Source organism: Arthrobacter pigmenti, from assembly GCF_011927905.1.
Taxonomy (GTDB): Bacteria; Actinomycetota; Actinomycetes; order Actinomycetales; family Micrococcaceae; genus Arthrobacter_D; species Arthrobacter_D pigmenti.
The window spans coordinates 1,810,699-1,824,582 of sequence record NZ_JAATJL010000001.1; the positions used below are offsets into that span (position 1 = coordinate 1,810,699).

The 13,884-nt window shown below is 65.8% G+C and carries 15 protein-coding genes; 12 read left to right on the forward strand and 3 right to left on the reverse strand.

From position 1 onward, the window contains the following. The first annotated feature begins 11 nt into the window (after positions 1 to 11). From BJ994_RS08335 to BJ994_RS08380, 10 genes are all read left to right on the forward strand, one after another. Entirely contained in the window at positions 12 to 317 is a 306-nt protein-coding gene (locus BJ994_RS08335) for a DUF1540 domain-containing protein (protein WP_167993261.1), read from the forward strand. A 113-nt stretch (positions 318 to 430) separates the two neighbouring features. Continuing rightward, positions 431 to 1,642 carry a glycosyltransferase family protein gene (locus BJ994_RS08340; protein WP_167993263.1) on the forward strand — a complete coding sequence of 404 codons (1,212 nt, stop codon included), beginning with the start codon at positions 431 to 433 and terminating at the stop codon, positions 1,640 to 1,642. Then, positions 1,629 to 2,894 (forward strand): glycosyltransferase, encoded by a 1,266-nt coding sequence (locus BJ994_RS08345; RefSeq protein ID WP_167993265.1) that lies wholly within the window; start codon positions 1,629 to 1,631, stop codon positions 2,892 to 2,894. The genes BJ994_RS08340 and BJ994_RS08345 overlap by 14 nt, the downstream gene beginning before the upstream one ends. Then, on the forward strand, positions 2,891 to 4,021 hold the full coding sequence (locus BJ994_RS08350; RefSeq protein ID WP_167993267.1) for a glycosyltransferase: 1,131 nt from the start codon (positions 2,891 to 2,893) through the stop codon (positions 4,019 to 4,021). Before BJ994_RS08345 ends, BJ994_RS08350 begins: the two co-directional genes overlap by 4 nt. After that, positions 4,018 to 5,841, forward strand: a complete 1,824-nt coding sequence (locus BJ994_RS08355; protein WP_167993269.1) for an ABC transporter ATP-binding protein — start codon at positions 4,018 to 4,020, stop codon at positions 5,839 to 5,841. Before BJ994_RS08350 ends, BJ994_RS08355 begins: the two co-directional genes overlap by 4 nt. A 5-nt stretch (positions 5,842 to 5,846) precedes the next feature. Continuing rightward, positions 5,847 to 7,124 carry a phosphotransferase gene (locus BJ994_RS18400; RefSeq protein ID WP_209066715.1) on the forward strand — a complete coding sequence of 426 codons (1,278 nt, stop codon included), beginning with the start codon at positions 5,847 to 5,849 and terminating at the stop codon, positions 7,122 to 7,124. Then, a complete protein-coding gene (locus BJ994_RS08365; RefSeq protein ID WP_245192492.1) occupies positions 7,124 to 8,209 on the forward strand; it encodes a phosphotransferase in 1,086 nt (361 codons plus the stop codon). Before BJ994_RS18400 ends, BJ994_RS08365 begins: the two co-directional genes overlap by 1 nt. Before the next feature lie 153 nt (positions 8,210 to 8,362). Next, the gene (locus BJ994_RS08370) at positions 8,363 to 8,590 is read left to right on the forward strand and encodes a hypothetical protein (RefSeq protein ID WP_167993276.1); all 228 of its coding nucleotides are present in this window, start codon (positions 8,363 to 8,365) and stop codon (positions 8,588 to 8,590) included. A 149-nt stretch (positions 8,591 to 8,739) separates the two neighbouring features. Further along, the gene (locus tag BJ994_RS08375) at positions 8,740 to 9,063 is read left to right on the forward strand and encodes a FitA-like ribbon-helix-helix domain-containing protein (protein WP_167993278.1); all 324 of its coding nucleotides are present in this window, start codon (positions 8,740 to 8,742) and stop codon (positions 9,061 to 9,063) included. Continuing rightward, positions 9,060 to 9,479, forward strand: a complete 420-nt coding sequence (locus BJ994_RS08380) for a PIN domain-containing protein (protein ID WP_167993280.1) — start codon at positions 9,060 to 9,062, stop codon at positions 9,477 to 9,479. The genes BJ994_RS08375 and BJ994_RS08380 overlap by 4 nt, the downstream gene beginning before the upstream one ends. Positions 9,480 to 9,578: 99 nt before the next feature. On the opposite strand, the gene BJ994_RS08385 is transcribed toward BJ994_RS08380, so the two are convergent. Together BJ994_RS08385 and rsmD are read right to left on the reverse strand one after the other, a co-directional pair. Beyond that, on the reverse strand, positions 9,579 to 11,036 hold the full coding sequence (locus BJ994_RS08385) for a UDP-glucose dehydrogenase family protein (protein ID WP_167993281.1): 1,458 nt from the start codon (positions 11,034 to 11,036) through the stop codon (positions 9,579 to 9,581). A 149-nt stretch (positions 11,037 to 11,185) separates the two neighbouring features. Then, positions 11,186 to 11,752 (reverse strand): 16S rRNA (guanine(966)-N(2))-methyltransferase RsmD, encoded by a 567-nt coding sequence (gene rsmD, locus BJ994_RS08390; protein ID WP_167993282.1) that lies wholly within the window; start codon positions 11,750 to 11,752, stop codon positions 11,186 to 11,188. 197 nt (positions 11,753 to 11,949) lie between these two features. Between rsmD and BJ994_RS08395 the strand changes: the two genes are divergently transcribed. Together BJ994_RS08395 and BJ994_RS08400 are read left to right on the forward strand one after the other, a co-directional pair. Beyond that, positions 11,950 to 12,894: a hypothetical protein gene (locus BJ994_RS08395; RefSeq protein ID WP_167993283.1), complete on the forward strand. Its 945-nt coding sequence runs from the start codon at positions 11,950 to 11,952 to the stop codon at positions 12,892 to 12,894. A gap of 9 nt (positions 12,895 to 12,903) precedes the next feature. Then, entirely contained in the window at positions 12,904 to 13,578 is a 675-nt protein-coding gene (locus tag BJ994_RS08400) for a class F sortase (RefSeq protein WP_167993284.1), read from the forward strand. A 14-nt stretch (positions 13,579 to 13,592) separates the two neighbouring features. Here BJ994_RS08400 and BJ994_RS08405 read toward each other — a convergent pair whose 3' ends face one another. Beyond that, positions 13,593 to 13,883 (reverse strand): hypothetical protein, encoded by a 291-nt coding sequence (locus BJ994_RS08405; protein WP_167993285.1) that lies wholly within the window; start codon positions 13,881 to 13,883, stop codon positions 13,593 to 13,595. Position 13,884 lies beyond the last annotated feature (1 nt).

The window sequence follows — 13,884 nt, forward strand, 5'->3', positions numbered from 1 at the left end:
ATGGAGGAATCATGACCACGGAAATCACCGAAGTATCCGACTGCACCGTCCACAATTGCGCCTTCAACCACGACGGCTGCACCGCCTACGCCATCACGGTCAGCGGCAGCCCTGAGCACGCTTCCTGCGCCACGTTCATCGACACTTCCGAAACCGGTGGATTGCCCATGGTGCTTGCTCACGTGGGCGCCTGTCAGCGCAACGAGTGCGTTCACAACAGCCACCTGATGTGCCAGAAGCACGATGTGAAGATCGGCTCAGGCGCTGACCTCGCGGACTGCCTTTCCTACGAAGCACGTCAGGGCTCAGCACTGTAGTACCTCAGTCCATGAGAGCTCTCTCATGAACGGCTCACCAACATCTCATAGCGGGCTGGCTAAATGGGAACCCTGCGGCACACACCACGCTGCGGGGAAAGTTGGGGCCGATCATGGCACGGGAAAAACGCCGCACACTGCGCGTCATTCTGTACTCGCACGATTCGCAGGGCCTGGGCCACACACGGCGTAACCTCGCTCTGGCCCACGCCCTCACCAACGGTCTCAAGGAATCCGGCCGAGAGGTCAGCGGGGTGTTGGTCACCGGAGTTGCAGGGGCCACCCGGTTTGACCCGCCCGAGGGTTGGGACTGGGTTGTGGTGCCCGGGATCACCAAGGGCACAGACGGCTACCTCCCGCGAAACCTCGCCATCAAACAGAAGAAGCTCATCAAGCTGAGGTCCTCGCTGATCGGGGCGGTACTCGAAGACTTCCGTCCCCACCTAGTTGTCATCGACCGGCATCCGTTCGGTGTGGACCACGAACTCGCCGACGGGTTGGACCGCCTGCGCCGGAAGCGTCCTGGCTGCCGGGTTGTCCTCGGCCTCCGCGAAGTTCTCGACCGTCCGGCCACAGCACGCAAGGAATGGGACGCCCTGGACCTCAACCAGGTGCGCGACGACTTCGACGAGTTATGGGTCTACGGTGATCCCGAGGTCCACAATCCGGTGCACACCGGTGAGATCCCGCCCGAACTTACGCACCTCGTGCGGCATACCGGGTACTTATCCGCGGGCCGTCCGGTCCGGCGTCGTACCAGCAGCACCGGCGTCCCCTATGTGGTGACCATGGCAGGCGGAGGCTCGGACGGCCTTGACGTCCTGTTGACCGCGGCCCGCGCAGCTGTCCCGGCAGGTCACGAACATCTCATCATCACCGGCCCGCAGATGCCCAAGGCGCACCGCGCGCAGATCGAAGCGGCTGCCCAGCCCGGCACCGAAGTGCTTGGGTCTGTGCGGGACGCCCTCTCGGAAATCCGGGACGCGGCCGCCGTCGTCGCCATGGGCGGTTACAACACCGTGTGCGAGATCATGAGTACCACCACGCCGGCGCTCATCGTCCCCAGGGTGCATCCCCGCAGGGAGCAGCTTATCCGGGCCCGCTCACTTGCGCGGCACCAGTTGCTGGACTTCTGCCATCCGGACCAATTCACCCCGAATGCTCTCTCTACGTGGCTTGGTGACGTGGCCGGCACGCAGGTGCAGCGGACCGGTGTGAAGCTCGACGGGCTGGCCTCCGCCTCCCGGTTCGCGGACGAACTCCTCACAGCGCCCGGCGCCATCACGCACAACTCTACGGATTGGCAGCATCATGCAGCCGGCTAGTCCCGCGCGGATCGGGTACGTCCTGAAAATCTACCCGCGCTTTTCCGAGACGTTCATTGTCACCGAGATCCTCGCGCGTGAAGCCGCCGGGGAAGAGCTGGAGATTTTCTCCCTGCGCCCGCCGGTGGATCCGCGGTTCCACCCGGAGCTTGGGCGGGTGCAGGCACCGGTCACTTACGTAGCACGTCCGCAGAAGCTTTCCGAGGGTTGGCCGATCATCTCCGCCGCACACCGCGTAATCCCGGACTTCGCCCAGCGCTTCGCCGCGCTCCTGCCGGAAATTGCCGACGCCGAAGCCTCCGAGGTGCACCAGGGCATCGAGCTCGCAACCCGCGTGGTGGAACGTGGCATCACGCACCTGCACGCGCACTTCGGGTCGATCGCCGCGCGCACCGCCAGCATCGCCTCAGCCCTGTCCGGCGTTCCGTTCTCCTTCACCGCGCACGCCAAGGACATCTACCACGAACTGGTGGACCATCAAGCGCTGGTACGCCTGCTGAAGGAGGCACATCACACGGTCACGGTGAGCGACTTCAACCTTCGTTACCTTTCAGAGCTGGCTCCCTCGGCAGCGGGAACCATTCACCGCATTTACAACGGGCTGGAACTGGACCGCTTCCCGTTCGAGACTCCGACGCCGCTCCATTCGCCGTTCCGTGTGGCGGCAGTCGGGCGGCTTGTTGAGAAGAAGGGGTTCGGGCTGCTGATCGAAGCCGTTCGGCTGCTTGCGGAATCGGGGCTTGAAGTGGATCTGCGTATTGCGGGCGGCGGCGAACTCGCCGAAGACCTGACTGCGCAGATCAGCGCCAACGGTCTGACCGGGCACGTGCACCTCCTCGGCCCACGCACCCAGAGTGAGGTCATCGAGCTCCTGCGCTGGGCGGACGTCTTCGCGGCTCCCTGCGTGATCGGCGCGGACGGCAACGCGGACGGACTCCCGACGGTGCTGCTGGAAGCCATGGCGATGGGAGTGCCCTGCATCGGGTCCGACGTCACCGGCATCCCGGAGGTCCTGCTCACAGACGACGACGGCGTAAGCACCGGACAGCTTGTCCGTGCGGGTAGCGTCGGCGACCTCGTGCGGGCGCTACGCACGGTCGCCTCCCCCGGCTTCGACAGGACCGGCACGGCGCACGCTGCACGCCGGCTCATCGAGCGGAACTTCGACTCCCGTGTGCAGTCCGCGCACCTGCGGACGCTCCGCGAGGGAGTCTTCCCGAAGGCACCCGAACTCGAGCCGGTGACGCCGTGAAGCGCCTCGCCTACCTCTGCGTGGACCCCGGAGTGCCGGTCTTCGGCAGCAAGGGAGCATCCGTCCATGTACAGGAAATTGTCCGTGCCTGGCGGAGCCGTGGTTTCGAGGTGACAATCTACTGCACCCGCAAGGGCGGCGAAGTTCCCGCCGATCTCAGGGACGTCCCGGTGGTCAGTGCACCCGTTACGGGGAAGGGCGCCGAACGCGAGCGCTCGCAGGCCAAGGCCGCCGGCGAGCTCGCGGACCGGATCATCGGCGACGGCGCCGCGGCAGTCTACGAGCGCTACTCCCTGTTCAGCGACGGGCTGGCGAGGGTTACTGCCGCGTTGGACGTCCCCGGCTTCCTGGAGGTCAACGCGCCACTGATCGATGAGCAGCGCATTCACCGCACGCTCCATGACGAAGCAGCAGCCCAGGACGCACTCCAGGTTCAGGTGGGAGCAGCGGTACGCACGGTATGCGTTTCCGACCCGGTGGCACGCTGGGTTCGTGACCGCGTTGACGTACGGCACCACGACTGCGTCCGCACGGTCGCCAACGGCGTGAACGTGCGCCGGATCCGGCCGGCCGCGGAAGCACCCGGTACGCCGGTGGTCGCGTTCGTCGGCACCCTCAAACCCTGGCACGGTGTGGAAACCCTCATCGAGGCGCAGGCCGCGGGATCGGGAGACTGGACAGTGCGGGTGGTTGGAGATGGTCCCCAGGGTGAGGAATTGCGCAGCCTGGCGGCGAAGGTCGGTGCGGATGTCGAGTTCACGGGCGCCGTTCCGCCCGAGTCCATTCCCGAGGCGCTGGCCGGATGCGCCATCGCCGCCGCACCTTACCCCAGGACGCAGGACGCCAATGACCAGTACTTCTCCCCGTTGAAGATTTACGAGTACTGTGCGGCGGGCCTGCCGGTGGTTGCGTCCCGTGTGGGCCAGGTGCCGCAGATTATTGACGATGGCGTCACCGGGCTCCTGGTTGAGCCCTCGGATCCGCGGGCGCTGGCTGCGGCCATCGACGAACTCGCTGCAGCACCGGTGGCCAGGGCCGCTATGTCCTCCGCGGCTCGCGGGATGGCCACCGGGAGCCACAGCTGGGACAGCGTCCTGGAACGCATCGTGGACGGAGTGAAACTATGAGCGCCACAGTGTCTCCCCTACGGCGGACCCTCGGTATCCTGACTCCGCACCTGAATGGTCAGAAGCTGCTCATGGCGGGCGGCGTCGTCGTGCTGTTGTTTGAAGTGGCCTTCCGCGTACTGGAGCCGTGGCCGGTGAAGTTCGTGGTGGATGCGGTGACCCGCAGCCTCGGCGCGGACTTCGCGGGCACCGGTCCGGTTGCCACGCCGATGCTGCTCCTGGCGTGCGGCGCGGCACTGGTGTTCTTCACCGGCATGCGTGCGGTCTGCAACTTCTTTGCCACGTTGGCCTTTGCCCTGGTGGGTTCCCGCGTGGCGACGAAGCTGCGCGGGAAAGTTTTTGACCACGTCCAGTCCTTGTCCACGCGCTACCACTCGGCGAACCGCAGCGGTGACACGGTGCAGCGCCTGGTGGGCGATGTGGGGCGGCTCCAGGAGGTCGCCGTGACCGCCGGCATGCCGCTCCTCGCGAACTGCATCACGCTCGTGGCGATGGCCGGTGTCATGTTCTGGCTGGATCCGCTGCTGGCGCTCGTTGTGATTGTTGCCTGTGCCGGGTTCGTCCTGCTTTCCAGGATCAGCACCGGCAAGATCACTATCGCTGCCCGTAAAACCCGCAAGGGCGAGGGTTCGCTGGCGAATACGGCGCAGGAAAGCCTCGGAGCTATCCGCGTGGTCCAGACCTACGGGCTGGAACGTACGCTCGCCGACAGGTTCGGCAGCAGCAACCAGAAGACCCTCAAGGAAGGCGTGAAGTCACGCCGTCTCGCCGCCGCGTTGGAACGCCGGACCGATGTGATCGTCGGTGTTGCTACCGCCGTCGTACTGGCCGGCGGCGGGTGGCGGGTTGTCCAGGGCGCAATGACCCCGGGTGATCTGGTGCTGTTCCTCATGTACCTGAAGACCGCCATGAAGCCGCTGCGGGACCTCGCGAAGTACACGGGCAGGATCGCGCGGGCAACGGCGTCGGGCGAACGGGTGGCCGAACTGCTCGAGGAGAAGGTTGACATCACAGACTCCCCCACCGCGATGCCGCTCGGCAAGGTCTGGGGTGAACTCGAGTTCCGGAACGTGTCCGCATCCTACGGCGACGGACCGCCGGTGCTGTCCGGGCTCAACCTCTCCCTGCAGGAGGGCCGCAACACCGCGATTGTGGGGCCTTCGGGTTCGGGGAAGTCGACGCTCGTCTCGCTCCTGGTGCGCATGATGGATCCTCTGGACGGTTCGGTGCGCCTGGACGGGATCGACGTCAAGGACATCACCCTGTCCTCACTGCGCGCGAACGTGAGCCTGGTGCTGCAGGACGCCGTGCTCTTCACGGGAACGCTGCGTGAGAACATCCGGTTCGGGCGCCTCGATGCCTCCGATGAGGACATCGAGAAGGCCGCCCGGCTGGCCCAGGCACACGGATTCATCTCCGCCTTCCCCGACGGATACGAAACCGTAGTCGGTGAACGCGGTGGAACACTCTCCGGTGGGCAACGGCAGCGCATCGCGATCGCGCGTGCACTGCTGCGGGATGCGCCTGTGGTGATCCTCGACGAGGTCACCACGGGGCTCGATCATGATGCGCGTTCAGAGGTGCTCGAAGCCCTCTCCACCCTCACGGCCGGACGCACCACAGTGACCATCACGCATGAAGCGTCCGTGGCGTTGAAAAGCGACCGGCTGGTGTGGCTCCAGGACGGGCGTGTCCTGTTGGACGGCACGCCGGACGAGCTCATGGGCTATCCGCTCTTTGCCCGCTGGATAGAGCAGCAGCGCAAGTCGCAGGATGAGCAGCCGGAATCGCCCGGCGTCGCGGTCGGGAGCGTTCAATGAGTTGTGTGACTACGCCGCTGGATCCGGGTTTGGCGGCTCTCGATCTGTTTTTCGACGCCGATGCCCTCAGTTCGCTGCTTGGCCGCCCGGCGCGCGCGGGCCACCTGCGCTGGAAACGCGGTGTCTCGGCGATTGCCCGCCTGCACGACGACGACGGCGTGCGCTGGCTCGCCGCGTACAGCAAGGACGCGGCGGTGAAGTTGGAGAAAACCTTCCGGCGCGCAGGCGCCCATGGGCTTCCGCTGGAGCAATACGAGATTGACGGCGGTGTGCTGGCGAGCGGGCCGATTGCACTGGACCCCCGGTTGTACGGCGCGCTGCGCCCTTTTCGCGGGTTCGGCGACTACTTCGCTTCCCCAGCCGTGCGGGTGCTCAAGTACAACCCATTCCGCCGTCTGGTCTTCGCGGTCGACGCCGCTGACAGCACAGCTGAGTTCGGCGACGGCGGTTTTGGAGGGACCGACGGCGGTGGCAGTTTTGGCTGGACCGACCGCGGCACGCGTGGAGGGACCGACGGCGGCACGCTGGTGGGCAGGGTCAGCGCCGCCGCTCCGTGGACCACGCCGGACATGCTCGCCGGGCTTGCCGCGAACGGTGTCCCCTTGCTGGTTCCGCTTTCCGGATCTGCGCTTGCTGCGGGGACGCCGACGGGTAAGCACGTCCACTACCTGCCCTGGTACGGCGAAGGCGACCTCAGCACCGTGCAGCCCGCGCAGGCCGGCGCGGCTTCCTATGCCGCCGGCGAAGCGCTCTCGCTCCTGCACCGGCAGCCTCCCGTGCATCAGTCGCACGCGTGGCGGGCTCCGGCCGGCCGCCTGATGTCACTCGTCCGGGAGAATGCTGCCCTGATACCCGAGAGCGGAGACCGATTGACACGCGTGCGCAGCGCGTTGGAGCCGCTGCTGCGCAGGCCGGGCCGCGCAGCGATGATTCACGGGGATTTCTCCGCCGATCAGGTGCTCGTGGATGGAAGTGACGTACGGCTGATCGACTTTGAACGCTGTACGTACGGAGCCGCTGCATCGGATTTGGGCAGCTTCGCGGCCATGGAGGCACTCGGGGCAGACTCCCCAGCAGGTGATGATGTGCTGGCGCTGCCCCGCACCGCCGCCCTCCTTGACGGGTACAGCGCCGGGCCGGATGCGGTCAACGAATCCGAGGTGCTGGGCTGGACGGTGTTCTTCCTGTTGAACCGCCTGCGTGAACCGTTCCGTGCCTGCATGCCTGGGTGGCGACAACAGATGGATAACCGGCTCGCGATGATCGAAGGGGTTCTGTGGTGATGCACGTTCCAGAACACCTGGCGGACAGGCACGGGACTGAGCTGGACGTTCAGCGGGCATGGCCCCGCGACGGCGGCCGGCTGATCTTCGAGGCCGTGGACACCGGGAACGGCCGAATACGCGCGGGCACCATCGATGCTGCGGGGTTCGCGAGGATTGCCCCCTTCGGCGAGGATCCAGTGCTGCGCGGGCTCACGCCGGCCGCGATGGAAGGCGACCTGTTGGTGCACCGTTACAAGCGGCGGGCGGTCGTCCGCTCGGACAGCCTTTACACCAAGTTTGTTGCTCCCGGGAAGGCGGCAGCGGTCGCGTCTGCGCACCGCTCGGTGGCTGTAAAGCTGGCTGACAGCGGGTTGACGGTTCCCCGCGTTGTTACTGCCGGTGAGAGCAGCGTTGCCGTCAGTGCGGTTCCGGGCGTGAGCCTGCATGACTTGGGCCAGCGCAGTAGCCTGGACGCAGCCGACCTGTGGGTCCGGGCATGGCAGCTCTGGTCTTTGCGCTGGCCACGGTTCGCAACTCCGCCGGGGCAGGACGGCGGCTCCATGCCAACGCACAACGCACGGGCGGAAGCGCAGACCGTGAGCCGCTGGGTTGATCAGGCGGTGTCCTTCGACGCGCTGGGGCTACCTGCAGACAGGTTGCGCCGTGTGCAGGCGCGCGTGGCCCGGGCGCTGGCTGACGATCCCTCGCCTGCGGTACTGGCGCATCGCGATCTGCACGACAAACAGCTTCTCTTCGACGCCCGCACCTCCTCGATCGGTGTGATCGACTGCGACACCCTTGCACTCGCCGAACCGGCTCTCGATCTCGCTAACCTGATGGTCCATCTGGACTTCCGGGTTGCCCAGGGTTTGATGACTGCTGCGGCGTCCGCGATCGGGAAGCACTACATCCTGGATGCGGCGGGCGGCATGGGCGTTCCGATGGGACGTTTGCGCGCGTACGCGTCCGCGACGGCCCTCCGGCTGGCCTGCATTTACGCTTTCCGTCCCCCATACCGGGATGTGGCGGTGAGGTGGTTCGAAGAGGTTGAATCGGGTAGGGGCCAAAGCCCGCTCCGGACGCCCGGCCAGGCTCGAATGTGACCTGTTCCATAGCGCGCGTAACCGCTCCATAACGGTGTCATCCCGATTCGCTAACGGCCTTCCGACACGCGGGAAAAGCTCAGCTAGCTGTTCAATACTGGAGCCATGGGGACGCAACAGTTTGATGAAACAGTCAAGAAAAGAATGCGGCGCGTGTTGCACTGGGATTGCGCACCGGCGCTGCTGGTGCTGCTCGCTGTGGCGATCTTCTGGGTCGGCGGTTCACTGGAGTGGTTCGAGATGCTCAGCGTGCCGCAAAACGCGGTGGGCAGCGTGATCTGGCTCTATCTCATGCTCGCCGCGGTGGCGGGCTCGATTGTGCTGGGCGGCGGCGCCGTCGTCGACCTCGCCCGCAGGATGAACCGCCGCCGCGCCGAGTGACGGCGCTGCACTTTTCCTCCCCAACAGGGCTGTTTCGGCTGCACTTTTCAACGTAGCGGGGGGACACCCTTGTTCCAGGATTCTGCCTGCGGTGCACTCATTGCATGCAATGCCTGCACCGCAGGCGGAATCCCAGAAGAAAGACCCCCATGCCGAACATCAGTATTCGCGACGTCGACCAGCACACGGCAGATGAGATCAAGCGCATTGCCGCATCGAACGGACGCTCCATGCAAGTCGAATTACGCCTGCTCCTCCGGCGATTCGCGGACCTACCGTGGGAATCCCAGCTCGCCAATTATCCGGTCGCGATGATTCCGTTGCCGCGCTGGTACACCGATCTCCAGCGTACGTCCATCGATTTCGTCAGGCTCAGCCCGGCGCTTCTTCCGCCTCGCCGCTCGGCCTTTCGATTGCTCGACCTGCCGGCGCAGAGCCGCGATGCCCACGCTCAGCAGAAGGTTGCGGCGTGATGATCATGGACTCGGATGTGCTGCTGGCCCTGGTCCGGACGGACAATACCGCCGTCGAGGAGTGGGTGAAAGAACTTCCCGCCAAGCCGCACACCACCGCGCTGGCCCTGGCCGAGGTCTATGCCGCGATCCGCCGGGCACCGGAAGCCATCTTCCGCGAGGCCCGCCACCGGGCAATGCGTGCGGCGCTCGACGGCGCGCTCCACCGGCGGGTTCTCCCCTTCGATGAGAAGGCCGCCGCTGAACTTGCCAAGCTCGCGCTGACACCTCACCCGGAGGGACGCACGTATCCATTGGCGACGCTCATTCCGGCCGCAACCGCGCGGGTTCTCAACATGAAGATCGCCACGGGACGCCCGGAGGATTTCCTGGGCATCGATGTCGAACTTGAGATTCTGAAGCTGGCCGGCACCTGACGCACACAACCACTCTCCCCAAATGGGCCTTCTGAGGGGCTAAAACCCCGTCAAAAGGCCCATTTGGGGAGAGTCGATGGAGTAAGTGGTTGCGGCCCCTTAGGCGAGGGGCGAAGCCGGAAGAGGCACAGGCACAGCAACCGGCGCGGCAGGCACGACAACCGGCGTGGCAGGAACTGCGGCCGGCGCGGCGGGCACGGCAACCGGCGTGGCAGGCACGGCAACCGGCGCGGCAGCCACGGCCGCCGCCTTGGGACGGCCCAGCGCGCGGTACGTCCACCCGGCGTCACGCCAGACCGAGGGTTCCAGGCAGTTGCGGCCGTCCACGATTGCCGGGCGCGCAACCAGCCGGCCGAGAGCTGCGGGGTCGAGCGTCCGGTACTGTTCCCATTCGGTCAGGACAACTACGGCGTCGGCGTTCTGGACCGCTTCCTCCACGGAGGTGGTGTAGGCCAACTCCGGGAAGCGCCGGGCAGCGTTCGGGACTGCCTCCGGATCGCATGCAGTGACGGCCGCGCCCTGCAGTTGGAGCTGCGCGGCAACACTGAGTGCGGGTGAATCGCGCACGTCGTCGGAATTTGGCTTGAATGCGAGTCCCAGCACCGCAATGCGCTGGCCGAGCAGAGAACCCCCGCAAACCTCACGGGTCAGGTCCACCATGCGGGAGCGGCGGCGCATGTTGATGGAGTCCACCTCACGCAGGAAGGTCAGCGCCTGATCGGCCCCAAGTTCGCCTGCGCGTGCCATGAACGCGCGGATGTCCTTGGGCAGGCACCCGCCGCCGAACCCAAGGCCGGCATTGAGGAACTTCCGGCCGATCCGGACGTCGTGCCCGATGGCATCAGCAAGCAGTGACACGTCGGCGCCCGATGCCTCGCACACCTCAGCCATCGCGTTGATGAAGGAGATCTTCGTCGCGAGGAACGCATTCGCAGACACCTTGACGAGCTCAGCGGTCTCATAGTCCATGACCAGGCGCGGCCGAACGTCGGCGAGCGCCTGCGCATAAACCTCGTCGAGGATCAGCTGGGCGCCATTCGCGGGGTCGGCCAAGCCGTACACCAGGCGGTCGGGCTCAAGCGTGTCCTGCACGGCGAATCCCTCGCGCAGGAATTCCGGGTTCCACACCAGCGAGGCGCCCGGGCAACCATCGGCGATCCGAAGGGAGAGGTCGCGCGCTGTCCCGACAGGGACCGTGGACTTGCCCACCACGATGTCGCCGGGACGCAGATGCAAAAGAAGTGCGTCAACTGCGGCGTAGACGTGGGTGAGGTCCGCTCCGTTCTCGGTACGCTTCTGCGGCGTACCGACTGCCACAAAGTGCACTGCCGAGCCGGCGGCGTCGGCCATGTCCGTGGAGAAGCGCAGCCTGCCGGTGCCCAGTGAATCGGCAAGGAGTTCGGGGAGGCCGGGTTCGAAGAAGGGCGCTTGCCCCTCGTTGAGGCCCGCGATCTTTGCGGGATCGACGTCGATACCTACGACATCGTGTCCCAGCTTCGCCATGCAGGCTGCATGGACCGCGCCCAGATAACCGCACCCAATGACAGATAACCGCATGATGAATCCCCTAGCTGCATTCGTTGATGTTCCTGATGTTGCTCTGTGAAACACCGTACGGACGCCGCATGGGGTGCAGATGAACTAGGGATGAGAGTTAGATGAGACGCGGCTGTCCGCTCGGTGCAGGGCAGCGCCGTGACGAGGATCTAGGCAGGCTCGAGGTACCAGAGCCGCGTCTCGCCGTACTTCTTCTCCGCGAAGCGGGCCAGGCCAACTGGCCAGTCCGGCTCCCCCGAGCGTGCGGAGCGTTCCAGTACGACGACGGCGCCCTCCGCCAGGTGCTGAGCCAGCGCCCCGAGGATGGCCATCAGCGGGGCGTCCGCGAGCGGATACGGCGGGTCAAGGAGCACAAGGTCCCACGATTGACCGGCAGGAACCCGGTCCAGATAAGTTTCGACTTTCGAGCGGTGCACCCGCACACAAGTCCAGCCGAGCACGGAGTTGATCGCTTCGGCGTTGGTTCGGCAGACCGCAGCTGCGCGGTCGGCGGACTCAACGAGGTCAACAGTGGCCGCTCCCCTGCTCGCGGCTTCGACGCCGAGCGAGCCGGAGCCGGCGAAGAGATCCAGCACATGTGCACCGGTGAGCACGTTGTAGGCGTCGAGCCGGGAGAACAGCGCTTCCTTGACGCGATCGGTGGTGGGCCTGGTGGCCTGCCCCGCCACACTGGTCAGTGTTGTTCCCCCTGCCGCGCCCGCGATGATTCGACTCATGAGGAAGAACTCTAATCAACGAATCTCTACAGCGCCTCCTGTGCGTGACGTCTGCCACAGAAAAGACGCTAAGCCTACTGGCAGAAAGCGGTCCCGCATGTTCCAATTAGTCCAGCCGAAAGCAGCCGCGTCCGCGAATGTGCGTCCGGCGCTCGCCGCTCAAGGGGGACTTGGGGGCATTCTCAGAAAGAACACAAATGAATACTCGTTCCAGCCTGCTCACTGTAGGTGTCTCAGCACTTCTGGTAACCGGCTCGGCATTCGCCGCTGCCCCGGCAACAGCAGCACCCGGGTCCTCCGAGTGCCTGACGGCCCAGGCCGCCCTCGGCACGCAACTGGGCGTTGCCTCAGCGGATCTCACGCTGGCCAACCAGATCCGGGCCTCCATCGCAGTTCTCGAGACAGTGGGCGTTCAGCTCGAAGCCCTTTACGTCCAGGCGGAAGCCAGTGTCCAGGACGAGGTCGCTGCCGCCGACGCCGCCGTCGGGGAAGCTTTCGGTGTCTCGGACGAGGCCACTATTGCTTTGAACGCCGCTATCGCTGTGGAGACCGCCGCAGATCTTCGACTCCAAGCCGCCGACACTGCAGTCGATGAAGTTCCGCCTGGTGATGACGAAGCACTCGCTCTCGCTGTAGCGGAGCAAACCGCCGCACAGGAAGCCCTCAACGCTGCCGCTGCAGTGACCGTGGCCGCACAGGCACAGGCTACGGCGGCCGACGCCGCTGTTGAAGCGGCCATCACCGCTTCGGAGGAAGCCAACGCTGCCCTCGAGGCGGCCTCGATCGCTGCATACTCGGCTCCTGAAATCACTGCGTTGGAGGCACAGGGGGGCGCGGCTGCAACCGAACTGGATGCAGCCCTCGTGACGCTCGGCGCCACACCGGGAACGGATCCGGAGCAGCTCGTTGCACTCGCTGACGCCACCATCGCTGCGTGCTCCGGCGTTGCAGTGAAGCCTGCAGTCACCGTCGCGGCACAGCAGCAGCAGCGCGGCCTGAACATCCAGACCGCAGCAGTGTCCGACGCCGGAGCTACGGACCCGGCGAACGTCGCCTTCCTGCTTGGGCTGGCCGGACTTGGGGCAGTAGCTGCGGCTGGCGCCGTCGTCGTCGTTCGCCGTCGCAGCGTAGAACGCGGCTAACCTAAGCGCATGACAGATCCACAGCACGATGCCGCCCCCGCTCCCCGTCCGCGTTTGCGGTACTGGGGCGCGGGGGCGGCCGTGCTGGCCACCCTCGCGCTGGGGGCGGCACTCATCGGCGGATTCGGGCCGGAAGCTGCTCCCGAAACCGCTCCGACCCACGAGGCAACCAGCGCAACGGCGGCGCCTGCACCAACACCGACCACGGCCGAAGCCGCCGAATCAGACGAGGGCCCCGAAGCCGCGGCACCGGAGCGGCTGGTTGTCGAGTCCGCGGGGATCGACGTCGCGGTTCTGCCGCTGACGCCCACGGCGGAGGACCAGGCGTCCCAGTCCCTGGTTCCACCCTTCACCCTGGACGGGTACTGGCTGACCAGCTACGGGATGCCCGGCAACGGCTCGAAAGACACCACCTACATCACCGGGCACAGCTGGCAAGACCGCGAAGCGCCGTTCAACCACCTCAGCACGGACACCGAGGTGGGAGATGAGATCATCCTGTACACCAAGTCCGGTGAGCAACGGTATGTGGTCGATTCCATCACCACCCATGACAAGGACACCCTGAAGGACAGCGACATTTGGGACATCGTGCCAAATCGCCTGGTCCTCATCAGCTGTTATACCGAGGATCCCTGGGGCAAGAATGTGGTGGTCACGGCCGTCCCAGCGAGTCAGGCCTGACCTTCAGCAAAGATTTACTGGGCGCCCTGCCGTCCGTTCGCGTCATCGAGCAGATATGGCTCCGGATCACTTGAGGCACGCGGGTTGGAGTTCAACCACGCGGCAAAGCCCTGCGGGTTCCTACGCTCCAGTTCCTCCAGGTAGAACCGGCGCTTCTGCGTCAGCTGCTCCAGCTCCTGCTCTGTCTTGGCGCTGATCACCGCAAGGAAGCTGACCCGCCACGCCCTGCACAGTTGTGCGGTATTGAGCCGGCACACGCGTTCGGAAAGGTCCGTTGCCTCAGCAGGCGCCGTCCGCCCAACCAAC